Genomic DNA, 23,428 nt, shown 5'->3' with positions numbered 1-23,428 from the left:
CTCTCTTGCCACTTCTTTGTGTTGATGTGAATTCATGAGCCAGACCGCGACCATTTTGGTCATTGACGACGAACCGCAGATCCGCAAATTCCTGCGCATCAGCCTCGCTTCCCAGGGCTACAAAGTGCTGGAGGCGGGCACCGGAAGTGAAGGATTGGCGCAAGCTGCGTTGAACAAACCGGACTTGCTGGTACTCGATCTCGGCTTGCCGGACATGGACGGCCAACAGGTATTGCGCGATTTTCGCGAATGGTCGACGGTGCCGGTACTGGTGCTCTCCGTGCGCGCCGGTGAAGGGCAGAAAGTCGAGGCCCTGGATGGCGGCGCCAATGACTATGTGACCAAGCCATTCGGCATTCAGGAGTTCCTGGCGCGGATCCGTGCGTTATTGCGCCAGGCGCCCGCAGGCGAGGTGCAACAAGCGGAGCTGAACTTCGGTCCGTTGACGGTCGACCTGGCGTATCGCCGGGTGCTGCTCGACGATGTTGAAGTCGCGCTGACTCGCAAGGAGTACGCCGTGCTGGCGCAACTGGCGAGGCATCCCGGGCGGGTGATCACCCAGCAGCAATTGCTCAAGGACATCTGGGGGCCGACCCATACCGAAGACACTCACTACCTGCGCATCGTGGTCGGGCATTTGCGCCAGAAACTGGCGGATGACCCGACCCGGCCACGGTTCATCGTGACCGAGGCTGGGGTGGGGTATCGGTTGTTGAGTGAAGGCAGCCTTTAGATCTTCGTTGCCTGATCTGACGTCATCGCGAGCAAGCTCGCTCCCACATGGGATCCTGGTCAGACACACATTTTGTGAACACCAAAGATTCACTGTGGGAGCGAGCTTGCTCGCGATGAGGCCCTTGCATTCAATCGAGAATTTTCAGACGTTCAGTTCTGCTCATTCTCATACCGGTCCAGCGTATCCCGCGCAATCTCCCGTCCCAGCGCGATCAACTCCGGCGCCTTGTAGAACTCGAAAAACCGACACACGCGCTTGGGCACGTTGATCAGGATGTCCGGCGGATACCCGGCAATCTTGTACTGCGCCAGTGACGTCTGCATCACCTCGAAACTCTGGTTGATCAAATCCAGCAAGGACGCCGGCCCGACGTTGTCGATGATGAACGAACCGGTGGCGGAGCGGGGGGCACCACTGGTTTCCGGAGCGGCCGCGGGTTGCTGCGCCTGGGGCTCGGCGGATTCGATCCACGGGTTGAGCTCCGCACCTTCGGCCTTCAAGGCTTCCTGTTCCAGAATCAACAATTGCTCGGCTTGTTTGCGCCGGAACGGCAACTTCGAGCCGACGGAGTTGATCAGGCTGTCGAAGCGGGTCTTGAAGGCGGCGGGACGCTGGATGACCGGCAATTGATAGTGGCGCTGGTTGGTGGCGTTGAGGTTGACCGCGATGATCAAGTCGCAATGGCTCGACACCACCGGCACGATCGGCAGCGGGTTGAGAATGCCGCCATCGACCAGCATGCGGTTGCCTTGCATCACCGGGGTAAACAGGCTGGGAATCGCTGCCGAGGCGCGCATGGCCTGATGCAGGCAACCTTCCTGGAACCAGATTTCCTGCTGGTTGGTCAGGTCGGTGGCAACCGCAGTGTAGGGGATACGCAAATCTTCGATGTTGATCTCGCCGACGATCTTGCGGATCTGTCCGAAGACTTTCTCGCCACGGATCGCCCCCAGACGAAAACTGACGTCCACCAGACGCAACACGTCGAGATAATCCAGGCTCTCGATCCAGTCACGGTAGTCATTGAGTTTGCCGGCGGCGTAGATCCCTCCCACCACCGCGCCCATGGAGCATCCGGCGATACAAGCAATGTCATAGCCGCGCCGTTCGATCTCTTCAATGACCCCGATATGTGCATAACCCCGGGCTCCACCCGAGCCCAATACCAGTGCGACACGCTTTTTCATGGATCGCCCTCGTTTGAATGATTCAACAATGCACCCATCGAGGGCCATGCTTCAATCGCCATGGTCGTTCGAGGGGACAAGAGCGTCGTATTTTCGACACTCCATGGCGGCACATGGTTATTCTTGTCGGCGCTATAGTTGCACGGCGACCAACGGCACTTTTCAGGTGCCACAACGTCTTACCTGCATGACTGTTGACCTATTTTTGAGGAGTGAGTGATGAAAGCCTGGATCTGCGTGCCATTGATTGCCCTGGCGCTGGCCGGTTGTGCCGGCAAAACCGCTTATCGCGACAGCTGCGGTAGTAACCTGGATGCGGCATGGCATGAACTGGACCTGGCCAAAGCCGAAGGTTTCGCCGGGACCGTCAGCTACTCCAAGGCCCTGTCGCTGTTGACCGCGGCCAAGACCCAGCAGCAATTCGAGGGGTTCGAAGGCTGCACCAAAAAAGCCGAGAAGGCTCGTTTCTATATTCGTGAATCGCGCGCAGGGCGTTAAAAGCAAAAAGCGGTGACAAGCTCTAAACTGCAAGAGCCTTCGAGCTTGCAGTCTGGAGCTTTCAGCCTGGAGCTTGCAACCTGGCGCTGTTTACGGAGTAAACCCCCATGATCGATCGGTTGGTGGCTCAGGTTCTGGGCCTGGAAGTTCGTCTGCTGGCCTGTCAGGCCCGCTTGAAAGAGCGTACAGACTCTGAAGCGTTACATGATCTGCGTACAACCATGCGACGGTTACGCAGTCTGTTGCGACCCTTGCGCGGGTTGCCCGGCGTCGAACAACTGGAAGCGGCGGCCTCCCGGGTGGGCGATCTGACCACACCATTGCGTGATCGCGAAGTGCTGGCGGCGTACCTGCTCCAGCACCATCAACCCCAAGCCGCACAGTGGCGCATGGCGCAAATGGCCGAGGCTTACCCGGCCGTGGCGACCAGTCCCGAACTCGCGCAAATGTTGATCGTCCTCGATGCGTTTCCGCGTTTTCTGCGTGCCGCTCAGCGCCAGGGATTGCTCAAGGGCCTGCGCAAGCGCATCGAAAAACGCCTGGGCAAGCAATGGAAAAAACTCGACGAGGCACTGCACGATCCGACCCACGACCGTCATCGGCTGCGCCTGCTGATCAAGCGCGTGCGCTATGGCATCGACGCTTACCCCGAACTGGACCGTTTGCCGAAAGCGGCCATGCCCCGGCTGAAATCGGCCCAGGGTGCGCTGGGCGACTGGCACGATTGCGTGCAATGGCTGGCGATGGCTGAACGGGAAGCGGATTTGCAACCCTGTGTTGCCGTGTGGGAAGCCACCATGGCCGAGGCCGAAACCCGAGCGGACCGCGTTCTGGAAAAATTCAGCAAGGCCTGTTTCAAATCCTGAGACCACTCGAGATCCTTTGTGGGAGCGAGCTTGCTCGCGATGAGGTCATGACATTCAACATTGATGTTGGCTGTCCGGGTGCTATCGCGAGCAGGCTCGTTCCTGCAGGTTATATGTCCGGCACGAGCCTTGTGCGACTTATCTGTCAGTCAATTTGGCCGGAATAGGCGATGTATCCACGTCGCCAGATGGTTAAGATCCCTTCATCTTTTTCCATTCCCAGAGGTTTTCATGCGTTTTTCCGAACTGCTCAACGCTGTCCGCAGCCAGCCGATGGAGCTGTCTATCCCGGCATCCTGGGCCCAGGGGCGAGCCAGTTTCGGTGGCCTGGTGGCCGCTTTGCAGTACGAAGCCATGCGCGCCCGGGTTCCGGCGGATCGACCGGTGCGTTCGTTGGCAATCACCTTTGTCGGCCCGGTTGAGCCCGAGGTGCCGGTCAGTTTTGACGTCGAGGTGCTGCGCGAAGGCAAGGCCGTCAGCCAAGTGCTGGGCCGGGTGATGCAGAAGGGCCAGGTGGTGACGTTGATCCAGGGCAGCTTCGGCGCCTCGCGACCTTCGGAAGTGGCGGTGGCCGCTGAACCGGCACCTGAAATGAAGCACTGGGACGAATGCCAGGAATTGCCTTTCGTCGAAGGCGTCATCCCGGAGTTCATGCGGCATCTGGCGATGCGCTGGAGTGTCGGCGGGCTGCCGTTCAGCGGTAGCACATCCCGGCAAATGGGTGGCTGGGTACGTTTGCGCGGCGACGTAAAGGAAGAGGCTATCGGCGAGGCGCATATCCTGGCGCTGGTGGACGCCTGGCCGCCGGCCTTGATGCCGTTTTTGAAGAAGCCGGCGATGGGCAGCACGCTGACCTGGACCATCGAATTCGTGCAGCCGCTGCTGGAACTGAACACCCTGGACTGGTGCAAATACCTCGTCGAAACCGAATACGCCGCCGACGGCTACGGGCATGCCGCCGCAAAAATGTGGAGCGCGGATGGCCGGTTGATCGCCATGAGCCGGCAGACCGTGACTGTGTTCGCCTGATCAGTGACGGCGGTGGCGCTCACGCCAGGCGCGCCACCAGCCGCCGCTGAGGAAGAACCGTGGAAACGTCAGGAACTGCTCGACCAACAGGCGTGATACCGCATCCTTGCGATCACTGAAGGGTTCGGAGGCTTGGGTCTCCAGGTTGTGGCCGTGGCGTTGCAAGGCCAGCGCCGCAATGACACCGATTACGCCGATGGCGATATTTGCCAGGCTCAGGCTGAACACCCCGGTCACAATCAGCAGAAATGCCACGATGAACAGCGGCACCGCGATCAGGTGCAGCACCAGATTGGTCGGGTGCTGATGATTGTTCGGGTAGGCTCGCCATTGCCAGGCGGGTAGGTTGGGGTGACGTTTGCCCATGATGCCGATCCTCGATCCATGTTGAACACATGTGATTAAGAATAGGCCCGGTCTATGCTGGCGGCGAATCAAGGCTGGCTATTGGCTTGATAGGTGCCATGACTGGAATAGATGGTGCCAGTTCTGAAGCCTTCGCGAGCAATCCCGTTCCTACATTTTGACCGTATTCCAATGAAAGAACGCGGTCACCTGTGGGAGCGGGCTTGCCCGCGAAGAGGCTCTCAAAGTTTCAGTTGACCTATCACCTTGCTCAACTCACCGGCCAACGCCGCCAGCTCATTGCTGGTGGTCGCCGACGTCACCGTCTGATGCACCGTGTTCTCGGTCACGTCACGGATGCTCACCACCGCCCGGTTCATCTCCTCCGCCACCTGGCTCTGCTGCTCGGCCGCCACCGCGATCTGCGTGTTGCTTTCACGCATCTGCGCCACCGCTCCGGTGATCTCGGCCAATGCCGCGCCGGCCTCTTGCGCCTGTTGTACGCAGTCGTCGGCCTTGAACGAGCTCTCTTGCATGAAATCCACGGCGTCCCGTGTGCCGGCCTGCAACGCCGAGACCATGAGGGTGATCTCATCCGTGGAGGCCTGCACGCGTTTGGCGAGGTTGCGTACTTCATCGGCGACTACCGCGAAACCGCGACCCATTTCGCCGGCCCGGGCCGCTTCGATGGCGGCGTTGAGCGCCAACAGGTTGGTCTGCTCGGCGATGCTGTGAATCACGTTGACCACGCCGTTGATTTTCTGGCTGTCCTCGGCCAGGCGTTGAATCATCTCGGCAGTCTGCTGGACGCCGGTGGACAGTCCGGCAATCGACCGCTGCACCCGTGTCACAACCGCCTGCCCGCTGCCGGCCAGGGTATCGGCCGATTGTGAAAGGTCACGGGTGGCACCCGCGTGTTGAGCGATGTGATAGACCGTGGCGGTCATTTCATTGATCGCTGTGGCGGCCTGATCGGTTTCGCTTTGCTGGCCCAGCATGCCGTGGCGCACTTCATTCATGCTGGCCGCCAGCCGTGCGGCGCCGACATCCAGTTGCCGGGCGGTGCTGGCGACGGTGTTGACCACCCGTTGATAACCGGCCTGCATGGCGTTGAAGGCGTTGGCCATTTGCCCGACTTCGTCGCTGCAGGCCAATGGCACGCGGGCCGACAGGTCGCCGGTTTTCTCCACGTGCAACATGACATCTTTCAAGGTGTTGAGCTGGCTGAGCAGGAAGCGGATCAATAACTGCGATGCACCGAGCATTGCCAGCATCAGGATGAACACCGCCACCGCGTAGTTGGCAAAACGCTCGTTGAACACCTGGCTCAGGCTCGGACCATGGGCAATCACGGCGACCCGCTGGCCGTCGGCACGGGTAAACACTTCGGCACCCATCAGCGGATTGTCACCGAACAACGGCATCACGTTGATCTCGACCCAGCCATTGGCGTCGGCCAGTTGTTGCACGGGTTGCTCATTGAGCGTGGGTGCCTGTCCTCGGCTGAACGCAAGGAAGTTGTCGGCGTGGGGCAACGTTTGCCCGGCGGGCCAGGCTTCGAGCAATCGCGCCTGAGCCTGGGCCGAAGCCTGGGCGGCGCGACTGCGGGCCTGCTGTTCGAGTTGCACCGCGTACAGCACCAGCAACAGAGTGGTGACGAAAGCGACGGCGTTGACCGCCCAGAATTTGTATTTCAGCGAGATATTGCTAAGCCAGGCACCCATGGAGGTCTTCTCTGATAGCGGAAACAGTTTTGGCAAGACGCCATCATTGTGCCGCTATACAGGTGACTGACTCTTGATGCAGATCAACTTCAAACCTGTGGGATTTATGGCAATCAGGAGATCAATGGCAGACCATAAAACGCCCGCGCGCACGCGGTGGTATGCGCTGCCAGATCTTCCTGGCTTTCCCCGCGATGCAGTGCCACTTCGCGTAGTACTTCGGTCAGGTACGCCGGCTCGTTTCGCCCGTTTTTCGGCTTGGGGCGCAGGCTGCGCGGCAGCAGATACGGTGCGTCGCTTTCGAGCATCAGGCGTCCGCGCTTGATCTCCTTGACCAGTGGGTGCAAATGCGTGCCCCGGCGTTCGTCGCAGATCCAGCCGGTAATGCCGATGTGCAAGTCCAGGTCGAGATAGCTGAACAGTGCCTTCTGCTCTCCAGTGAAGCAGTGCACTACGGCGGCCGGCAGTCGGTCGCGGAAGTCGCGCAGGATTTCCAGCAGGCGCTGGCTGGCGTCGCGTTCGTGCAGAAAAACCGGCAGCTGCAATTCGACGGCCATGGCCAGGTGTTCTTCGAGGACCTTCTCCTGTTGCGGGCGCGGCGAGAAATCACGGTTGAAATCCAGCCCGCATTCGCCCACGGCCACCACATTCGGCTCCAAGAGCAAGCTGCGCAAACGTCGGGCGCTGTCGGCGTTCCAGTCGCTGGCGCAGTGAGGGTGAATACCGGCGGTGGCGAACAGGCGCTGGGCGCTTTCGTCCAGTTGCTGGCACAGCTCAAGGGCCTGTTCACTGCCCTCGACACTGGTGCCGGTCAGCACCAGTTGGCACACGCCGGCCGCGTAGGCGCGGTCAAGTACGGCTTGGTGTTTGTCGGCAAAACTGGCGTTGGTCAGGTTGACGCCGATATCGATGAGTTGCATGGTGCTACCTCGGCCCAAAGGCCGGAAAGCATATCAGAGCCGTGGATTTATAAGAAAAACCAAGAACTACAACGGGTTAACGCTGTCTCTTGAGCCGCGGACCAGACCTGGTTGGTAGTTTTGCCATCATTGTGCCAGTCTTTCGCACGTTGCCAGCGCCTTGGGCGCTCTGTTTTTGTCGCCGCGCTTGATGGTTTTCGTCATTGAAGCGGGCCTCATATTCTTTCCGGAGAGTGGATGATTCGTCCCTCGGTTTTGCTACTGCTGTGTTGTTCGCTGCTACTGCCGATGACGGCGGTCGCGCGTCTGCCCGGGCCGTTGCAAGCGGTACCGGCGAGCAAGGTGCGCGACCTTGCGGAAATACGCAGCAGTCGTGTGCTGCGGGTGTTGGTCAACCAGAGCCGCAACAGTTCCGGTGAAGTCCAGGGGCAGGCGATCGGGGTCGAGTACCATCGCCTGAGAGCGTTCGAGCAATACCTCAACGGCCACGCCCGTGACGGTCAGGAAATCACCCTCAAGATCATTCCCAAGGCCAAGGATCAACTGCTTGGCGCATTGCAGCGGGGGGAGGGCGATCTGGTGGCGCCAGGCGAGTTGCTCGAGCTGCAACCCGGCTTCGCCGTCAGCACCAGTGAGCCGATTGCCAGCAACATCCCGTTGGTCCTGGTGGGCATCAAGGGCGAACGCCGCTACACCAGGCTTGAACAGCTTTCCGGCAAGACCCTGGCATTACCCGCAGGCAGTGCCGCCGGGGATGCCGTCAGCCAGATCAATCAAAAGCTCGCCTTGCACAAACTGCCACCGGTCACGATCGAATGGGTCGATCCGAGCCTTGCCGTCGAGGATGTACTGGAGATGGTGCAGGGCGGGATCTTCCACCTGACCATCGTCGAGCAACCGATCGCCGAACGCTGGGGCAAGATCCTGCCCAGGCTGCGTTTCGACAAACAGGTACTCGTCAGTGATCCGGGAGAGGAATTCTGGTTCGTGCGCCGTGATGCCTCGATGCTGCGGGCCAGCATTGATCGCTTCCTCACCGTCTACAAAAAACCATCGGATCAGGACGCCGCGTTCCTGCGGATCTATCGTCGTCTCTATCAAGTGCACTATCCACTGGCCAAGGCGGACCGACAGCGTCTGGAAAAACTTCGCCCGGTGCTGCAGAAACATGCCGACGCCCAGGGCATGGACTGGCTGAACCTGGCGGCGCTGGCCTTCAAGGAGTCATCCCTGCAACCCGCCGCCCGCAGTGGCGGTGGCCCCACCGGTCTGATGCAGATCACGCCTTCTGCGGCGCAGCGGGTGGGGGTCAACAATATTCAGGACCTTGATGGCAATGTGCAGGCCGGGGCCAAGTACCTGGCGATGATCCGGCGCAAATTCTTTGCCAGTCCGAAACTCAACGAGCGCGAACGCATGGCCTTCGTGCTGGCGGCCTACAACATCGGGCCGGAGCGGGTGCAAGGCATGCGCGCCGAAGCCCGTCGGCGAGGCTTGAATCCCAACCAGTGGTTCTTCCAGGTCGAACGCATTGCCATGGAGCAAGTGGGTATGGGGCCTGTCAGTTATGTTAATAGCGTGAACAAGTATTACTTGGCGTTCGACCGGGAGCGGGAGTCGTTGGAGCCCCAGGGGCAAAAGGTTGTCTCACGCAAATGATCAATTAATCTGATTGTTATGACGGGTTTTTTGCGCTTTTAGTATGTGAATTACTGATTAATATAGCGGCCAACCAACACACACTGACAAGGAATGAAACAGCATGAGCACACTGATCAATAAGGTACTGTCTACACGCGCTGGCTACGGTCTGACCGTTCTGCGCATCGTGGTCGGTATTGTTTTCGCCGCTCACGGTTCGCAGAAGCTCTTCGGAGCATTCGGTGGCTATGGTCTGGCTGGAACCGCGCAGTACATGGAAAGCCTCGGACTGACGCCGGGTTACCTGATGGCGGCACTGGCGGGCGGCACCGAATTCTTCGCCGGCCTGGCCCTGATCATCGGCTTGCTGGTTCGCCCGGCCGCACTGGGCCTGATCTTCCTGTCGCTGGTTGCGATTTTCTCGGTGCACATCAGCAACGGTCTGTTCATGGCCAACAACGGTTATGAGTTCGCCCTGGCGTTGCTCGGTGGCAGTCTCGCGGTATTGATCGAAGGTGCGGGCAAGCTCTCGGCGGACCGTGCCATCGCCGGTTGACCGCTCTGGTTCAACGAAAAGGCCCGCATTGTGCGGGCCTTTTTTGTTGAGCGTCATTCTTGACACTGTCCAGTCAGCTTCTCTAGGATGTTGCTCATGCGCCGATTTAAACAGCTACTTGCGGGGCGCCAGGTGACTCATCCAGTTGCCGATAGAAGCCGGAACAGGCTTCGAAATACCGCTAAAGCGCTGGTTCGGTGTTGCCTCTCACCTGCCATGCAGACTTTTGAGGCAGAGACACGACACAATGAATGCACTAAACCCCGTTGTACGTCCCGCGCCGATCACGGCACATCTCACCCAGCGCAATCCAAAAATCCTGCTTGGCGGCAAACATCAGCCGACGCTCTTGCGTTATCTCGATGGCTGGCCACGTCGTACCGGCGGTCCCGCTGCCTTCCTGATCCAGTTTGTCGAAGACGGTGAGTCGCTCGCTCGTTTCGCCAACGACAGTTTCGATCTGGCAGTGATTCAGTCCCCCAGCCTCGAAGATGCGCCTGAAGTGATCCGGCAACTGACCCGCGTTGCCCGGCAGGGACTGATTACCCGGCTTTAACGCTCACGGGTACTCGATTGCCACGATGTACACGCACTGCTCACCCGTCGGTGTCTGGACCCGGACTTCGGCATCCAGTGCCTTGCCGATCAATGCGCGGGCCAGGGGCGAGTCGATGCTGATCAGGCCCTGTTTGAGGTCCAGTTCATCCGGCCCGACAATGCGGTAGCGCGACTCTTTGCCATCCTCGTCCTCGATCGTGACCCAGGCGCCGAAATAGACCTTGTTCGGATCGCTGGGTTTTTCGCTGACCACCTTGAGCGCTTCCAGGCGTTTGGTGAGAAAACGCACGCGGCTGTCGATCTCTCGCAGCATCTTTTTGCCATAGGTGTATTCGGCGTTCTCCGAGCGATCACCCTGGGCCGCGGCTTCGCTGACAGCCTGGGTAACTTGGGGCCGACGTACATGCCACAACTCATGGAACTCGGCGCGCATCCGCGCTTCACCCTCGGGGGTGATCAGCGCGGTGCCAGCGGTGCGGGGAGGGCGGTAACGGCTCATGACAGCTTCTTGTGGTGAGGATGGCAGGAGTCTATCAACCCTCGCGCAGAACTGTCAGCGGGCTGGCGTTCAATGCCCGACGGGTGCCGAACACCCCTGCACCACCAATGAGCACGGCGCCCACCAGTGGGAGCAACAACAGCCATGGATGTGGATGCCACGGCAGGTCAAAGGCGTAGCGATAGAGCACCCAACTCACCACTTCCGAACCCAGTGCCGCCAGCAAGCCACTGACTGCGCCCAGCAAACCGAACTCGATACGCCGGGCCTTGACCAGCAATTGCCGCTCCGCCCCCAGCGCACGCAACAGCGCGCCCTGGCGAATGCGTTCATCCAGCGTCGCTTGCAGGCCGGAGAACAGCACCGCCATCCCCGCCGCCAACACGAACAACAACACGTACTCCACCGCCAGGGTCACCTGGGCGAGGATGCTGCGCAGTTGCTCCAGCAAGGCTTCGACCTGCAGGATGGTCACCGCCGGGAAGGCGCGGGACAGGTCGACAATCTGTTGGTCGTGACCCGCTGCCAGATAGAAACTGGTCAGGTAGGTCGCTGGCAGATCCTTGAGGGTGCCGGGCTGGAAGATCATGAAGAAGTTCGGCTGGAAGTTGTCCCAGTTGATCTCCCGCAGGCTGGTGACCTTCGCCTCGCGATTGACTCCGCCAACGCTGAATACCAGGTGGTCGCCGAGCTTTATTTTCAAACTCTCGGCGACCTTGCCTTCTACCGACACGCCGGGTACATCGTCCGGCATCTGTTGGTTCCACCAATTGCCGGCCGTGAGTTTGTTGCCCGACGGCAGGTCCGCGGCCCAGGTCAGGCTCAGGTCGCGCTGGATCGCCCGGTCCCCGGCCGATTCCTTGGTGACGATTTGCTGCACAGGCTCGCCGTTGATGCTGATCAAGCGTCCAGGCACCACCGGGTACAGCGGTGCCGATTGCGCCGATACGGTGATCAGGTGATCGGTGAAGGCCTGTTTGTCCGCTGGCAGGATGTTCAGCGCGAAGTAGTTTGGAGCGTTTTTCGGCAGCTGGTTCTGCCAGGTGTCCAGCAACTCGCCGCGCAGCAGCGCAATCAGCGCCATTGACAGCAGAATCAGGCCGAACGCCAGGGACTGGCCCGCGGCAGCGAGCGGATGACGCAGCAGTTGGCCCAGTCCCAGGCGCCAGGGCAAGGACGCACGAGCAAGCATGCGTCGCAGGCTCTTCAACAGCAGCAACAACAAGCCGCCCAGCACCAACGCTGCAATCACGCCGCCGCCGAGCAGGGCAAAGGTCAGCACCAGGTCCAGGCTCAGGCGCCACATGATCAGGGCGAGGGCGCCCAGCGCTGCGCCGTAGACCATCCAGGTGCTGGAGGGGATCGGCAACATGTCCCGGCGCAGCACGCGCAATGGCGGAACCCGGCCCAGAGCCGCCAGTGGCGGCAAGGCGAATCCGGCCAACGCCACCAGTCCGGTGCCGATCCCGGCAATGGCCGGAAACAGCCCGCCCGGAGGCACGTCGGTCGGCAACAAGTCATGCAGCAGGGCAAACAACCCCAGCTGTGCGAGCCAGCCGAGGAGGGCGCCGCTGATGCTGGCCAGCAGCCCGAGGACAGTCAGTTGCAGGCTGAACAGCACCATGGTTTCCCGGCGCGACAGCCCGAGGCAGCGCAGCAAGGCACTGGCATCGAACCGTCGGGTGGCGAAGCGGGTTGCCGACAGCGCCACCGCCACGCCGGACAGCAACACCGCCACCAGGCTGGCCATGTTCAGGTAGCGTTCGGCTTTGCCCAGGGCGCCACCGATCTGTCGATTACCGTCGCGGGCGTCCTGCAAGCGCTGGTTGGCGGCAAGCCCCGGTTTGATCAGTTGCCGATACGTCTCGAGTGCCTGAGCGCTGCCTCGCCATAATTCGCGATAGCTGACCCTGCTGCCGGGCTGCACCACGCCGGTGGCTGCAAGGTCGTCGAGGTTGATCAGCACCCGCGGTGTCAGGCTGTAGAAATTGCCGGCGCGATCGGGTTCGTAAGTCAGCACCCGCGCCAGTTTCAGGGTTTTCATGCCGACATCGATGCTGTCGCCGATCTTCAGGTCCAGGGCGGTCAGCAGGCGTGCCTCGACCCAGGCTTCACCGGGTTGCGGTCCGCCACCGACTATTTGCGTGGCAAAGGGGGCGGGCGCGCTTTTCAATTCGCCGCGTAGCGGATAGGTGTCATCGGCCGCCTTGATGCTGGACAGCTGAATGCTGTTGTCGGTGGCGATGACGCTGGAGAATTCCACCACTTGAGCGTGTTCCAGACCCAGTTCGGTGCCGCTTCTTATCTGTTCGGGGCGCGCAGGCGAACTGCCTTCGAGCAGCAGGTCGGCACCGAGAAATTCGGTAGCGCGCAGCATCATGGCGCCGTTCAGGCGCGCGCCAAAGTAACCGATGGCGGTGCTGGCGGCCACGGCCACCAGCAAGGCGAAAAACAACACGCGCAATTCACCGGCGCGGGCATCGCGCAGCAATTGGCGGATGGCGAGACTGAACAGGCGCAACAGCGGCAGACGTGCCATCAAGGCTCCAGAGGGGCGACCAGCAGGCCGGCTTCAAGACGGATCAGGCGCCGGCAGCGATGGGCCAGGCGTTCATCGTGAGTCACCAGCACCAGGGTCGTGCCGCGCTCCTGGTTGAGCTCGAACAGCAAGTCGCTGATGCGCTCGCCGGTGTGGCTGTCGAGGTTGCCGGTCGGTTCGTCGGCGAACAGCACATCGGGCTCGGCGGCGAATGCGCGGGCAATCGCCACGCGTTGTTGCTCGCCTCCGGAGAGCTGGCGCGGCGAGTGAGTCAGGCGTTGGCCCAGTCCCACCCGTTGCAGCAATTGGGTGGCGCGTTCGCGGGCGTCTTTGCGGCCATCGAGCTCCAGTGGCAACATGACGTTTTCCAGGGCATTGAGACTGTCGAGCAGCTGAAACGATTGAAAGACAAAACCCACGTGCTCGGCGCGGATGCGCGCACGCTGGTCTTCATCGAGGTTGCTCAGGCCTTGCCCGGCGAGTGTGACTTCGCCGCTGCTCGGCAGGTCGAGGCCGGCAAGCAGGCCCAGCAGGGTGGACTTGCCGGAGCCGGAAGCGCCGACGATGGCCAGGCTGTCGCCCTTGTTCAGTTCCAGGCTGAGTTGGTGCAGGATGGTCAGTTCACCTTCCGCGCTGGGAACCACTTTGCTAAGGTCCTTCGCGATGAGAATGCTTGCGCCCATGGAGAGTCCGATGCGTGTCTGGTTTTTGAGTGCTGGCCTGGCCTTGATGTGCATGGCCCAAAACGCAGCGGCGGGTACAGTCCTGATCGTTGGCGATAGTATCAGCGCCGGTTTCGGGCTGGATACCCGGCTGGGGTGGGTGTCGCTGCTTGAGCAACGGCTCAGGCACGAAGGTTTCGACGACAAAGTGATCAATGCGTCCATCAGTGGCGACACCAGTGCCGGAGGCCAGGCGCGCCTGCCCGCGCTGCTTGCAGAGCATAAACCGGAACTGGTGATCCTCGAGCTGGGCGGCAATGATGGTCTGCGCGGGATGCTGCCAACTCAATTGCAACAAAATCTTGCTTCGATGATCGACAGCTCCCGGGCCAGCGGTGCCAAGGTGTTGCTGCTCGGCATGCAATTGCCACCCAATTATGGTGCGCGTTACACCAAGGCGTTCGCCGAGGTCTACAGCAACCTGGCCGATGAGAAAAAGATCCCGCTGGTGCCGTTTTTCCTCGATGGCGTAGGCGGCCATCCGGACTTGATGCAGGCTGACGGCATACACCCGGCGGCCGGGGCCCAGGACAAGTTGCTGGAAAATGTCTGGCCTACTCTAAAACCGCTGTTATGACACTTTTCTAGAAGCAGGCTTTCGGCTAAGGTGGCGCCCCCGATTTGGAGCCCCCGATGCCGCGTCCCGCCTGGTCACTATTTGCCTATCAACTGATCGAGCCTGACGAACAGCTGGATCTGTTCGCCTGCCAGGAAGTGCGGGTGCATCTGGTGACCCGTCAGCTGGAGTTGGGCGGTTCGGCGGACCGGACACTGTGCGGCAGTCTGTTGCCGGCGCAACCGCGCTGGTCGAGTGTTGATCGCCGGGTGTTTCAGGACCAGCGGCTGTGTTCGTTGTGCCGGGCCATTCTTGAGTCGCAGAAGCGGGGGACGTCGCCGATCTGGCCTGAATTGCGGTTTGAGCTTTGATCTGTCAGGAGTCGGGGCGGCCTTCGAGCCGACCTGTCTTTTGTTGACCGTGTACATATCCGTTGCTGCGGTAACGGCGGCTTATGGTTTCGCCCTTACGGCGAGTCCCTTTGGCAAACGCCCCAAAGGAACCATAGGTCTCGCCCCTTACGTACGGCCCCTCGCTAAAGCTCGGGGTTCCTTCGCTCCGGTATTCATCAGGGCGCATCGCCTCCGGTCTGCTTCGCGACGACCTCCTCTCGATGTGTTCGACTTCGTCGAACGGCGCTGCGCGCCTGCCCCCTGATGAACACCTCCACTCAGCCTGCCGAGGGGGCGGGTGGATCAAGATCAAAAGCTGCAGGCGAGCTAACGCTCGGCCTGATGAGTGGTAAAGAGCACGGGTGTACGCCGACCTGCCGTTGCTCTGCTCTTCTGTAGGAGCGAGCTTGCTCGCGATGGACGTCAACGATAACGCGTGCTGCCTGAATGCCCGCGTTGTCCTGGCGTTTTTCGCGAGCAAGCTCGCTCCTACACGGGATCGAAGATAATCGCAAAATCGGCCCGCACTGCCTGTAATCGGGCGATCTCCCCGAAATAACGGACTGCAGTGTACAATCGCGTTCTTATACTCTCAGTTGATCATGCATAGGATTTTCCGGATGTTGTCGCGCTTTCCTGCCGTCACCCGCTGCCTGACTCTTGCCGCCCTCTTAGTGGCCGGTCCAGTCGCAGCATTGGAGCTTCCCCTGCCACCGCCCGGTGAGGACATCATCGGCCAGGTGCAGGTGATCAAGGCCAAGTACGAAGATACCTTCGCCGACCTTGGTACCGCCTACGATCTGGGCTACACGGAAATGGTCGCGGCCAACCCGGGTGTCGATGCCTGGTTGCCTGGCGCCGGTACGGAAATCATTCTGCCGACTCGCTTCATCCTGCCACCAGGTCCGCGTGAAGGCATCGTGATCAACCTGGCCGAGTACCGCCTCTATTACTACCCGAAAGGCAAGAACGTGGTGTACACGTTCCCGCTGGGTATCGGTCGTGAAGGCTGGGGCTCGCCGATTGCCCACACCAGCATCACCGCCAAGACACCGAACCCTACCTGGACGCCTCCGGCTTCGATCAAGGCCGAGCACGCAGCAGACGGTGATCCGCTGCCCAACGTCGTGCCGGCCGGCCCTGACAACCCGCTGGGGCCGTTCAAGTTCACCCTGGGCACACCGGGCTACCTGATCCACGGTTCGAACAAGAAGTTCGGTATCGGCATGCGCACCAGCCACGGTTGCTTCCGCATGTTCAACAACAACGTGCTGGAAATGGCGGGCATGGTACCGGTCGGAACGTCCGTGCGGATCATCAACGACCCGTACAAGTTTGGTCTGAGTGGCGGCAAGGTCTATCTGGAGGCGCATACGCCGCTGGACGACAAGGGCAACCCGTCGGTGGTCGACAAGCACACCGCAGTCATCAATGCGATGCTCAAGCGTGAAGACATCACCAACAACCTGCGTATGAACTGGGATGTGGTGCGTGATGTGGTCGCCGCTGAAGACGGCCTGCCGGTTGAGATCGCTGTGCCGGGCAACGGCGTTGCACCGATGGTATCGAGCATGCCGATCGACCCGCTGCAGTAACGCTGGCAAAGAGCCCGTCGGCGCGGACAGCGTCGACGGGTTTTTTATTGCCTGGAGAAACGCCAGGCAATAAAAAAGCCGACCCAAAAAATGGGTCGGCTTGATAACAATCCCGAAGGATTATTACTTGCGGCTAGCTTTGTCCAGCATGCGCAGAGCACGCTCGTTAGCTTCGTCAGCAGTCTGTTGTGCTTTTTGAGCAGCAGCCAGAGCTTCATCAGCTTTACGGTAAGCTTCGTCTGCACGAGCCTGGGAGCGAGCAGCTGCGTCTTCAGTAGCGGTCAGACGTGCTTCGGTTTCTTTCGATGCGCTGCTGCAACCGGTAGCCAGAACTGCGGCCAGAGCCAGAGCAGAGAATTTCAGAACGTTGTTCATCGTGTTCCCCTTCAAGGACTTTCTATTAAGTAGCTATCTCCTCCGATTGAGGAAAGAGCCGGCGTACATACTACCCATTACTTGTAGTAAGTAAAACTGACGTGACGCAAGAAGCAAAAAAAATTGTAGGCGTTGATTCTTTTTCGAGCAACTTTTAACTGAACTGTTTAAAAAATATCCAGCTGCAAGGCCCGTGGCTGAGCGAACTGGAGAGAAAAAGTTCCTTCGGCACACCGCTCTTTTTCCCGCCTGGCTAAAGTCCGCCTACATGGATTCGTCTACACTTTTGTTCGGCTTTTGCGTAGCGCCTCCCAATATCTTTCTCGATGTTCAGGTGACTTTAACAGCGGGCGCTCGTCTTAAGTCTCAACATCCGGCAATGTTCAGGCTATCGACCCGGAGTGATCTTCGGTCGAGCGCAATCCTGCGTGATCCGGAGCAGCACCCGCCAACCCGCACGATGACGAGCGCACCTTGAGCATTTCTGCCAATGGTGCCTACTATTTGTACGTGCTCGGTAGCGCGAGATCGGTGCAGCTCTTCTCGGTGCCCACTCAGGCACGGGGTGGCGTAGATGTTCCTTCGCCGGAAAAACATCGGTAAGGTAGGGGTCGGAATTCCAGACCCGCGAGGAGTAGTGATGAGCGAGGCGTTGTCCATCCACCATGACCAGGCTGGTCATCAGTTCGAGACCAATGTGGACGGTCATCGTGCCTATCTGACCTATATGGATCTGGGGAAACAGACCCTGGATATCTATCGCACCTTCGTGCCCAACGCATTGCGTGGTCGCGGTATTGCGGCAGCCTTGACCGAGAAGGCGCTGGAGTACGCTGACGAAATGGGCTACACCGTCATTCCATCGTGCTCCTACGTCGAGCGCTACATGGAGCGTCACCAGCGGCATGCGGCCAAGCTGAGTCAGTGACCTTCAACAAAACGAACACATAAAAAAACGCCGGGTCCAGCCCGGCGTTTTTTTTGTGTGTGCTTTTTGCGCCGCCAAACAGGCGATCAGCTGCGATCGCGTTTAGGCAGCACATCCTTGAGCTTGGCATGCATGCTGCGCAAGGTGTTTTCGGTCGCGGTCCAGTCGATGCAGGCGTCGGTGATCGACACGCCGTATTGCAGGTCGGCGAGGTCTTTCGGGATCGCCTGGGCGCCCCAGTTCAAGTGGCTTTCAACCATCAGGCCGATGATCGACTTGTTGCCTTCGAGGATCTGGTTGGCGACGTTCTCCATCACCAGCGGTTGCAGGGCCGGATCCTTGTTGGAGTTGGCGTGGCTGCAATCGACCATGATGTTCGGCTTGATCTTCGCCTTGTTCAGCGCCTGCTCGCAGAGCGCAACGCTGACCGAATCGTAGTTCGGTTTGCCGTTGCCGCCGCGCAGCACCACGTGACCGTAGGCATTGCCCTTGGTGGTCACGATCGACACGCCACCTTCCTGGTTGATACCCAGGAAGCGGTGCGGGCTGGAAACCGATTGCAGGGCGTTGATCGCCACGGTCAGGCCGCCATCTGTGCCGTTCTTGAAGCCGACGGCCGAGGACAGACCGGAGGCCATTTCACGGTGAGTCTGGGATTCGGTGGTGCGCGCGCCGATGGCCGACCAGCTGATCAGGTCCTGCAAGTATTGCGGGGAGATCGGGTCGAGGGCTTCGGTGGCGGTCGGCAGGCCTTTTTCGGCCAGGTCCAGCAGCAACTGGCGACCGATGTGCAAGCCGTCCTGGATCTTGAACGAGTCGTCCAGGTACGGGTCGTTGATCAAGCCTTTCCAGCCGACGGTGGTACGTGGCTTCTCGAAATACACGCGCATGACCAGATACAGGGTATCGGACACTTCGGCGGCGAGAACTTTCAGGCGCTCGGCATATTCGTGGGCGGCCTTGATGTCGTGGATCGAGCAAGGCCCGATGACGACGAACAGGCGATGGTCGGTGCCATCCAGAATGTTGCGAATGACTTCGCGGCCCTTGGTGACGGTGCGCAGTGCGGCGTCGCTCAGGGGAATATCGCGCTTGAGCTGATCGGGAGTGATCAGTGTCTCGTTGGAGGCGACGTTTAGGTCGTTGATCGGTAAATCAGCCATCGTTTACTCGTCAGGTCACGGGTGCCGGCCGCCAGCGAACCCGCGCGGCGGAGCACAGCAAATTAAGCGCGTCGGGGAGCTGAACCTTAGCGCGTTACACCGTGGCTCGACAATGGGCAGACGCCGGTTTGGTGGGGTTTCGCAGTCAGTTTCCCTGCCGCGAGGGGCAAACCGATCAAGAATGCCTCTATTCCAGCACCGGTTGCGCAAAAGCCTTGCGCACCGAATCGTGAGAGAACTCGTCGGCATGCTCCTGGACCCATTCGAGGGCCAGGGCCTGGATGTCCTGCAAGTCTTCGTGGGCCTCATGCAGGCGGCAGTAGCGTTCGATCTGGCACACCTGTTCGCCCATCCGGGCGCTGAACAGCGTTTGTTCATCGACGAAAGCGATGCCTACCAGATAACCGCGCTTGCGTCGCAGGCACCAGGCGACATAGCCCAGGTAGCGCATGTCCGGGTTCACGGTCGGCATGCGTACCTCCAGCGCCGTGCCGTGACGCCACGCACGGTGATAATTGCAAGCCATGCCCCCGAGACTGATAGTGTGCAGCTGTCGTCGCGAAAGACACTCAGGTTTCAGCAACGTTAATTCGACGGGCACATCGTCAGGGTGAGGAATGAATCGTCCCATGAACACAGACTCCATGTGTCGGCCATCTGACATTGTTCCTCCCAGTATAGTGGTCGAATTGGAACTGACCGATTTTGACGCCGACCAACGGCTGCTGGCGATGAGCGGTGTATCGCTGGTCATTTTCACCAGTGTCGGCTGCGCCAGTTGCCGTTTTGCCCGCGAGCAATTGCCGACACTCGACCTGGCAGTCGATCGACTGTGCTGGATCGATGCCGGCAACAACGGCGGGGTGGTCGAGCGTTATCAGGTTTTTCACTTGCCGGCGCTGTTTGTCGTTCGCGACGGTGAATTCTTTGGAGCACTGAAATCGCGCCTGACCGGCACCGAGCTTAATCGGGCCGTGCACCAGGCGCTGAGTCGAACAGCAGAGGAGTTGCCATGATGGGGACAGTTGCCAAGCCGACGATCGGCATTATCGGGACCGGCGCAATCGGCGGTTTCTACGGGGTGATGCTGGCACGTGCCGGTTTTGATGTGCATTTTCTGCTGCGCAGCGAGTTCTCCGCGGTGGCCGAGCATGGCTTGCGAGTCGATAGCGCGCCCCACGGTGTACTGACGTTGAACCCGGTGCAGGCCTATTCGGACGCGCAAGACATGCCACCTTGCGATTGGCTGCTGGTGGGCGCGAAAACCACCAGCAACGCCGACCTGGCACCTGCCATCCTGCAGGCGGCGGCACCGAGCGCCAAGGTACTGCTGTTGCAAAACGGCCTGGACGTCGAAGACAGCCTGCGCGCGTTGCTCCCCGATTCGCTGCATGTGCTTGGAGGGCTCTGCTACATCTGCGTCCATCGCGAGGCGCCGGGTGTCATTACCCATCAGGCGCTGGGCGCGGTCCATGTGGGTTATCACAGCGGTCCCGCCGATGGGCCGGCACGCAGCGCAATTGTCGAGGAGGGCGTCGGGCTGTTTCGCAGCGCCGGCCTCGATTCCCAGGCCATGGCGAATCTGCATCAGGCGCGTTGGCAAAAACTGGTCTGGAATATCCCTTACAACGGTCTCTCGGTTTTGCTGGGGGCGAGCACCACACCGTTGATGGCCGATGCCGACAGCCGCGAGCTGGTCAAGGCGCTGATGGCTGAAGTGGTGCAAGGCGCTGTTGCCTGCGGGCACGACGTACCGGCAGGCTATGCCGAGCATTTGTTCATGGTGACCGAAAAGATGCCCGACTACTGGCCGAGCATGTACCACGATTATTTGCACAAGCGACCGCTGGAACTGGCCGCGATCTACGCCCGGCCTTTGGCGGCGGCGAAGGCAGCCGGGTGTGAGATGCCACGCATCGAGGCCTTGTATCGCAGTTTGAGTTTCATTGATCGACGCAATACCTGAGTCGACCGACCTGAGGGGGAAGGGCATGCCAAAGGCAATTGACGACAAGCTGGTGCTGGCGATTTCTTCGCGGGCGCTGTTCGACCTGAGCGAAAGCCACAAGGTCTACCTGTCGAGTGGTGTCGAGGCCTACCGGCAATATCAGATCGAACACGAAGACGAAATCCTCGAGCCCGGCGATGCCTTCCCGTTGGTGCAGAAACTCCTGAACCTCAACAACAGCCTCGGCCGCGCCCGGGTCGAGGTGATTCTGGTGTCGCGCAACAGCGCCGACACCGGGCTGCGGGTATTCAACTCGATTGACCACTACGGACTGGCCATTTCCCGTGCGGCCTTTGTCGGCGGGCGCAGTCCGTATCCCTACCTCAAGGCCTTTGGCTGCGACCTGTTTCTCTCGACCCACGCTGAAGACGTGCGCAATGCACTGGACGCCGGGTTCGCGGCAGCGACCATTCTGTCGGGCGGTGCCAGCCGTGCGGCCAGCGACGAGTTACGCATTGCCTTCGATGGAGACGCGGTACTGTTTTCCGATGAGTCGGAACGCATTTATCAGGCCGGTGGTCTGGAGGCGTTCCAGGCCAGCGAGCGTGAGGCCGCCCGCGAACCGTTGCGCGGTGGGCCGTTCAAAGGGTTTCTCGCGGCCCTCAACCTGTTGCAGCGTGAGTTCCCGGAGGACACCTGTCCGATCCGTACCGCGCTGGTCACGGCGCGATCGGCGCCGGCCCATGAGCGGGTCATTCGCACGTTGCGTGAATGGGACATCCGTCTCGACGAGTCGCTGTTCCTCGGCGGCCTGACCAAGTCGGCCTTTCTCGAAGCCTTCGCGGCCGACGTGTTTTTCGACGATCAGGCCGGTCACTGCGAGTTGGCCAGAGAAGTCGTCGCCACCGGTCATGTGCCCCATGGCATAAGCAACGAGCAAAAGGTTTAAGCCCACCGTTCAATGCGTTGCGCGGGACGTCGTAGTCGCCAAGGCACTGCTAAGCTGAATCAAATCTCCGCCATGTTGGCAGTCGAGGAGGTCATATGATTCGTTCGATGCTGTATGCCACTGACCTTGGTCTGTACGCGCCCGTGGTGATGCAGCATGCCCTGGAACTGGCCAGGACCTTCAATGCCAGTTTGTATGTCGTGCATGCGGTTGAACCCATGGGGTTGTTTGCCGAATCGGTGCTGCAAAGTTATCTCGATGAACAGGCGCTGAACGAGTTTCACAGCCAGGGCCTCAATACGGTGATTGCCAGTATCGAGCAGCGGGTGCTCGACAGTTTTCGTGAGGAGTTGGGGGATGAAGGGGAGCACGACCTGGAGCGGATTCAGGCAGTACGGGTGCTGCAGGGCGATCCGTCGCAGGTGATTCTGGACCAGGCGCAGAAACTCTCCGTGGATTTGTTGATCGTAGGTAGTCACAGCCATGGTGCTGGTGCGGAAACGCCTCTGGGGCGAACCGCCGCCCGAGTGTTGCAACTGTCCAAGGTGCCGGTCTATCTGGTGCCGCTGGTGCAACGTCGTCGTCAAGGGGATCGCTAGAACACGAATAATGGCAATTTGATAAAAAAGTTCTAGATTTATTCTTCGAGCCATTAATATAGTTATATACCGTCGCTGATGCCCGTGGCGTCTACCTGCTTTGAGGGATTCATATGAAGCTTCAACAATTGCGCTACATCTGGGAAGTGGCGCACCACGACCTCAACGTTTCCGCTACAGCCCAAAGCCTTTACACCTCTCAACCGGGCATCAGCAAGCAGATCCGTCTGCTGGAAGACGAACTGGGCGTCGAGGTTTTTGCCCGTAGCGGCAAGCACCTGACCCGTGTCACCCCGGCCGGCGAGCGCATCATCACCACCGCTGGCGAGATTCTGCGCAAGGTTGAAAGCATCAAGCAGATCGCCCAGGAGTTCTCCAACGAGAAGAAAGGCACCCTGTCGATTGCCACCACTCATACCCAGGCGCGTTATGCGTTGCCGCCGGTAATCAGCAATTTCATCAAGCAATACCCGGACGTGGCCCTGCACATGCATCAGGGATCGCCGATGCAAATCGCCGAAATGGCCGCTGACGGCACCGTGGATTTCGCCATTGCCACCGAAGCGCTCGAGCTGTTCGGTGATCTGGTGATGATGCCGTGCTACCGCTGGAACCGTTGCGTGGTCGTGCCTCAGGGCCACCCGCTGACCAAACTGTCGAAACTGACCCTCGAAGCACTGGCCGAATACCCGATCGTGACGTATGTGTTCGGTTTTACCGGCCGTTCGAAACTCGACGAAGCCTTCAGCCATCGCGGCCTGACGCCGAAAGTGGTGTTCACCGCCGCCGACGCCGACGTGATCAAGACCTATGTTCGCCTGGGTCTGGGCGTAGGCATCGTGGCCAAAATGGCTGTCGACACCAAGCTCGATAGCGACCTGGTGGTACTCGATGCCAGCGAACTGTTCGAGTCCAGCGTAACCAAGATCGGCTTCCGTCGCGGCACCTTCCTGCGGGGTTTCATGTGCGACTTCATCGAGAAGTTCGCGCCGCACCTGACCCGCGAAGTCATGGCCAAGGCCATTCAGTGCCACAACAAGCAGGAACTGGAAGAGCTGTTCGAAGGTGTCGAACTACCCGTTCACTGATAGCGTTTCCTGCCG

Annotated in this window: 26 protein-coding genes; 16 read left to right on the top strand and 10 right to left on the bottom strand. The window is 60.1% G+C overall.

Features of this window, described 5'->3' with window-relative positions:
- Positions 1-34: 34 nt before the first annotated feature.
- Positions 35-733, top strand: coding sequence for a response regulator (locus PSJE_RS09700; protein ID WP_090457093.1), 699 nt, complete (start codon positions 35-37; stop codon positions 731-733).
- A 152-nt stretch (positions 734-885) separates the two neighbouring features.
- Here PSJE_RS09700 and PSJE_RS09695 read toward each other — a convergent pair whose 3' ends face one another.
- Entirely contained in the window at positions 886-1,923 is a 1,038-nt protein-coding gene (locus PSJE_RS09695; protein ID WP_057713795.1) for a patatin-like phospholipase family protein, read from the bottom strand.
- 219 nt (positions 1,924-2,142) lie between these two features.
- Between PSJE_RS09695 and PSJE_RS09690 the strand changes: the two genes are divergently transcribed.
- The 3 genes from PSJE_RS09690 (at position 2,143) to PSJE_RS09680 (ending at position 4,316) form a co-directional block, all read left to right on the top strand.
- Positions 2,143-2,421 carry a hypothetical protein gene (locus PSJE_RS09690; RefSeq protein ID WP_034150181.1) on the top strand — a complete coding sequence of 93 codons (279 nt, stop codon included), beginning with the start codon at positions 2,143-2,145 and terminating at the stop codon, positions 2,419-2,421.
- 107 nt (positions 2,422-2,528) lie between these two features.
- Positions 2,529-3,287, top strand: coding sequence for a CHAD domain-containing protein (locus PSJE_RS09685; RefSeq protein WP_090457091.1), 759 nt, complete (start codon positions 2,529-2,531; stop codon positions 3,285-3,287).
- A gap of 231 nt (positions 3,288-3,518) precedes the next feature.
- Entirely contained in the window at positions 3,519-4,316 is a 798-nt protein-coding gene (locus PSJE_RS09680; RefSeq protein ID WP_090457089.1) for an acyl-CoA thioesterase, read from the top strand.
- Here the strand turns inward: PSJE_RS09680 and PSJE_RS09675 are convergent, their stop codons facing one another.
- From PSJE_RS09675 to PSJE_RS09665, 3 genes are all read right to left on the bottom strand, one after another.
- Positions 4,317-4,682 carry a DUF962 domain-containing protein gene (locus tag PSJE_RS09675; RefSeq protein ID WP_057713798.1) on the bottom strand — a complete coding sequence of 122 codons (366 nt, stop codon included), beginning with the start codon at positions 4,680-4,682 and terminating at the stop codon, positions 4,317-4,319. It abuts the gene before it with no gap.
- Between the two features lie 221 nt (positions 4,683-4,903).
- Positions 4,904-6,385, bottom strand: coding sequence for a methyl-accepting chemotaxis protein (locus PSJE_RS09670; protein ID WP_090457087.1), 1,482 nt, complete (start codon positions 6,383-6,385; stop codon positions 4,904-4,906).
- 113 nt (positions 6,386-6,498) lie between these two features.
- Positions 6,499-7,305, bottom strand: coding sequence for a TatD family hydrolase (locus tag PSJE_RS09665; protein WP_057713800.1), 807 nt, complete (start codon positions 7,303-7,305; stop codon positions 6,499-6,501).
- A gap of 237 nt (positions 7,306-7,542) precedes the next feature.
- On the opposite strand from PSJE_RS09665, the gene PSJE_RS09660 reads away from it, so the two are divergent.
- From PSJE_RS09660 to PSJE_RS09650, 3 genes are all read left to right on the top strand, one after another.
- A complete protein-coding gene (locus PSJE_RS09660; RefSeq protein ID WP_057713801.1) occupies positions 7,543-8,964 on the top strand; it encodes an MltF family protein in 1,422 nt (473 codons plus the stop codon).
- A gap of 103 nt (positions 8,965-9,067) precedes the next feature.
- On the top strand, positions 9,068-9,502 hold the full coding sequence (locus PSJE_RS09655; RefSeq protein WP_090457085.1) for a DoxX family protein: 435 nt from the start codon (positions 9,068-9,070) through the stop codon (positions 9,500-9,502).
- 247 nt (positions 9,503-9,749) lie between these two features.
- Entirely contained in the window at positions 9,750-10,058 is a 309-nt protein-coding gene (locus tag PSJE_RS09650) for a hypothetical protein (RefSeq protein WP_057713803.1), read from the top strand.
- Between the two features lie 3 nt (positions 10,059-10,061).
- Here the strand turns inward: PSJE_RS09650 and greB are convergent, their stop codons facing one another.
- The 3 genes from greB to PSJE_RS09635 are packed head-to-tail and all read right to left on the bottom strand — an operon-like array spanning position 10,062 to position 13,781.
- The gene (gene greB, locus PSJE_RS09645; protein WP_057713804.1) at positions 10,062-10,559 is read right to left on the bottom strand and encodes a transcription elongation factor GreB; all 498 of its coding nucleotides are present in this window, start codon (positions 10,557-10,559) and stop codon (positions 10,062-10,064) included.
- Between the two features lie 34 nt (positions 10,560-10,593).
- On the bottom strand, positions 10,594-13,098 hold the full coding sequence (locus tag PSJE_RS09640; protein ID WP_090457083.1) for an ABC transporter permease: 2,505 nt from the start codon (positions 13,096-13,098) through the stop codon (positions 10,594-10,596).
- Positions 13,098-13,781: an ABC transporter ATP-binding protein gene (locus PSJE_RS09635; RefSeq protein ID WP_046043370.1), complete on the bottom strand. Its 684-nt coding sequence runs from the start codon at positions 13,779-13,781 to the stop codon at positions 13,098-13,100. Before PSJE_RS09635 ends, PSJE_RS09640 begins: the two co-directional genes overlap by 1 nt.
- A 10-nt stretch (positions 13,782-13,791) precedes the next feature.
- On the opposite strand from PSJE_RS09635, the gene PSJE_RS09630 reads away from it, so the two are divergent.
- From PSJE_RS09630 to PSJE_RS09615, 3 genes are all read left to right on the top strand, one after another.
- Entirely contained in the window at positions 13,792-14,397 is a 606-nt protein-coding gene (locus PSJE_RS09630) for an arylesterase (protein WP_090457081.1), read from the top strand.
- 56 nt (positions 14,398-14,453) lie between these two features.
- A complete protein-coding gene (locus tag PSJE_RS09625; RefSeq protein WP_003226812.1) occupies positions 14,454-14,747 on the top strand; it encodes a hypothetical protein in 294 nt (97 codons plus the stop codon).
- Between the two features lie 641 nt (positions 14,748-15,388).
- Positions 15,389-16,363 (top strand): L,D-transpeptidase family protein, encoded by a 975-nt coding sequence (locus PSJE_RS09615; RefSeq protein WP_057713807.1) that lies wholly within the window; start codon positions 15,389-15,391, stop codon positions 16,361-16,363.
- Positions 16,364-16,486: 123 nt separating this feature from the next.
- Here PSJE_RS09615 and oprI read toward each other — a convergent pair whose 3' ends face one another.
- Positions 16,487-16,738, bottom strand: coding sequence for an outer membrane lipoprotei OprI (gene oprI / locus PSJE_RS09610; protein WP_003199355.1), 252 nt, complete (start codon positions 16,736-16,738; stop codon positions 16,487-16,489).
- A gap of 640 nt (positions 16,739-17,378) precedes the next feature.
- Between oprI and PSJE_RS09605 the strand changes: the two genes are divergently transcribed.
- A complete protein-coding gene (locus tag PSJE_RS09605; RefSeq protein ID WP_007973562.1) occupies positions 17,379-17,666 on the top strand; it encodes a GNAT family N-acetyltransferase in 288 nt (95 codons plus the stop codon).
- Positions 17,667-17,752: 86 nt separating this feature from the next.
- Here the strand turns inward: PSJE_RS09605 and PSJE_RS09600 are convergent, their stop codons facing one another.
- Both PSJE_RS09600 and PSJE_RS09595 read right to left on the bottom strand, forming a co-directional pair.
- A complete protein-coding gene (locus PSJE_RS09600) occupies positions 17,753-18,829 on the bottom strand; it encodes a 3-deoxy-7-phosphoheptulonate synthase (protein WP_007973561.1) in 1,077 nt (358 codons plus the stop codon).
- Positions 18,830-19,016: 187 nt separating this feature from the next.
- Positions 19,017-19,460: a PilZ domain-containing protein gene (locus PSJE_RS09595; protein ID WP_079246728.1), complete on the bottom strand. Its 444-nt coding sequence runs from the start codon at positions 19,458-19,460 to the stop codon at positions 19,017-19,019.
- Between PSJE_RS09595 and PSJE_RS09590 the strand changes: the two genes are divergently transcribed.
- From PSJE_RS09590 to cysB, 5 genes are all read left to right on the top strand, one after another.
- On the top strand, positions 19,459-19,845 hold the full coding sequence (locus PSJE_RS09590; RefSeq protein ID WP_057713808.1) for a thioredoxin family protein: 387 nt from the start codon (positions 19,459-19,461) through the stop codon (positions 19,843-19,845). The two genes, PSJE_RS09595 and PSJE_RS09590, sit on opposite strands and share 2 nt — an antisense overlap.
- A complete protein-coding gene (locus tag PSJE_RS09585; protein ID WP_090457079.1) occupies positions 19,842-20,795 on the top strand; it encodes a putative 2-dehydropantoate 2-reductase in 954 nt (317 codons plus the stop codon). The genes PSJE_RS09590 and PSJE_RS09585 overlap by 4 nt, the downstream gene beginning before the upstream one ends.
- Before the next feature lie 25 nt (positions 20,796-20,820).
- Positions 20,821-21,726, top strand: a complete 906-nt coding sequence (locus PSJE_RS09580; RefSeq protein ID WP_046043378.1) for a 5'-nucleotidase — start codon at positions 20,821-20,823, stop codon at positions 21,724-21,726.
- Positions 21,727-21,821: 95 nt separating this feature from the next.
- A complete protein-coding gene (locus PSJE_RS09575; protein ID WP_056727114.1) occupies positions 21,822-22,325 on the top strand; it encodes a universal stress protein in 504 nt (167 codons plus the stop codon).
- Between the two features lie 113 nt (positions 22,326-22,438).
- Positions 22,439-23,413: an HTH-type transcriptional regulator CysB gene (cysB, locus tag PSJE_RS09570; protein WP_015094029.1), complete on the top strand. Its 975-nt coding sequence runs from the start codon at positions 22,439-22,441 to the stop codon at positions 23,411-23,413.
- Positions 23,414-23,428 lie beyond the last annotated feature (15 nt).

This window comes from Pseudomonas jessenii (assembly GCF_002236115.1).
In the GTDB taxonomy this organism is placed as follows: domain Bacteria; phylum Pseudomonadota; class Gammaproteobacteria; order Pseudomonadales; family Pseudomonadaceae; genus Aquipseudomonas; species Aquipseudomonas jessenii.
The sequence above is the reverse complement of the archived record's forward strand: the minus strand, read 5'-3'. Positions and strand labels throughout refer to the sequence as shown.

Bases quoted from the DNA above. Each gene is read 5' to 3' on its own strand.
- PSJE_RS09700 (WP_090457093.1), top strand. From the start codon at position 35: ATGAGCCAGACCGCGACCATTTTGGTCATTGACGACGAACCGCAGATC.
- PSJE_RS09695 (WP_057713795.1), bottom strand. From the start codon at position 1,923: ATGAAAAAGCGTGTCGCACTGGTATTGGGCTCGGGTGGAGCCCGGGGT.
- PSJE_RS09690 (WP_034150181.1), top strand. From the start codon at position 2,143: ATGAAAGCCTGGATCTGCGTGCCATTGATTGCCCTGGCGCTGGCCGGT.
- PSJE_RS09685 (WP_090457091.1), top strand. From the start codon at position 2,529: ATGATCGATCGGTTGGTGGCTCAGGTTCTGGGCCTGGAAGTTCGTCTG.
- PSJE_RS09680 (WP_090457089.1), top strand. From the start codon at position 3,519: ATGCGTTTTTCCGAACTGCTCAACGCTGTCCGCAGCCAGCCGATGGAG.
- PSJE_RS09675 (WP_057713798.1), bottom strand. From the start codon at position 4,682: ATGGGCAAACGTCACCCCAACCTACCCGCCTGGCAATGGCGAGCCTAC.
- PSJE_RS09670 (WP_090457087.1), bottom strand. From the start codon at position 6,385: ATGGGTGCCTGGCTTAGCAATATCTCGCTGAAATACAAATTCTGGGCG.
- PSJE_RS09665 (WP_057713800.1), bottom strand. From the start codon at position 7,305: ATGCAACTCATCGATATCGGCGTCAACCTGACCAACGCCAGTTTTGCC.
- PSJE_RS09660 (WP_057713801.1), top strand. From the start codon at position 7,543: ATGATTCGTCCCTCGGTTTTGCTACTGCTGTGTTGTTCGCTGCTACTG.
- PSJE_RS09655 (WP_090457085.1), top strand. From the start codon at position 9,068: ATGAGCACACTGATCAATAAGGTACTGTCTACACGCGCTGGCTACGGT.
- PSJE_RS09650 (WP_057713803.1), top strand. From the start codon at position 9,750: ATGAATGCACTAAACCCCGTTGTACGTCCCGCGCCGATCACGGCACAT.
- greB (WP_057713804.1), bottom strand. From the start codon at position 10,559: ATGAGCCGTTACCGCCCTCCCCGCACCGCTGGCACCGCGCTGATCACC.
- PSJE_RS09640 (WP_090457083.1), bottom strand. From the start codon at position 13,098: ATGGCACGTCTGCCGCTGTTGCGCCTGTTCAGTCTCGCCATCCGCCAA.
- PSJE_RS09635 (WP_046043370.1), bottom strand. From the start codon at position 13,781: ATGGGCGCAAGCATTCTCATCGCGAAGGACCTTAGCAAAGTGGTTCCC.
- PSJE_RS09630 (WP_090457081.1), top strand. From the start codon at position 13,792: ATGCGTGTCTGGTTTTTGAGTGCTGGCCTGGCCTTGATGTGCATGGCC.
- PSJE_RS09625 (WP_003226812.1), top strand. From the start codon at position 14,454: ATGCCGCGTCCCGCCTGGTCACTATTTGCCTATCAACTGATCGAGCCT.
- PSJE_RS09615 (WP_057713807.1), top strand. From the start codon at position 15,389: ATGTTGTCGCGCTTTCCTGCCGTCACCCGCTGCCTGACTCTTGCCGCC.
- oprI (WP_003199355.1), bottom strand. From the start codon at position 16,738: ATGAACAACGTTCTGAAATTCTCTGCTCTGGCTCTGGCCGCAGTTCTG.
- PSJE_RS09605 (WP_007973562.1), top strand. From the start codon at position 17,379: ATGAGCGAGGCGTTGTCCATCCACCATGACCAGGCTGGTCATCAGTTC.
- PSJE_RS09600 (WP_007973561.1), bottom strand. From the start codon at position 18,829: ATGGCTGATTTACCGATCAACGACCTAAACGTCGCCTCCAACGAGACA.
- PSJE_RS09590 (WP_057713808.1), top strand. From the start codon at position 19,459: ATGAACACAGACTCCATGTGTCGGCCATCTGACATTGTTCCTCCCAGT.
- PSJE_RS09595 (WP_079246728.1), bottom strand. From the start codon at position 19,460: ATGGGACGATTCATTCCTCACCCTGACGATGTGCCCGTCGAATTAACG.
- PSJE_RS09585 (WP_090457079.1), top strand. From the start codon at position 19,842: ATGATGGGGACAGTTGCCAAGCCGACGATCGGCATTATCGGGACCGGC.
- PSJE_RS09580 (WP_046043378.1), top strand. From the start codon at position 20,821: ATGCCAAAGGCAATTGACGACAAGCTGGTGCTGGCGATTTCTTCGCGG.
- PSJE_RS09575 (WP_056727114.1), top strand. From the start codon at position 21,822: ATGATTCGTTCGATGCTGTATGCCACTGACCTTGGTCTGTACGCGCCC.
- cysB (WP_015094029.1), top strand. From the start codon at position 22,439: ATGAAGCTTCAACAATTGCGCTACATCTGGGAAGTGGCGCACCACGAC.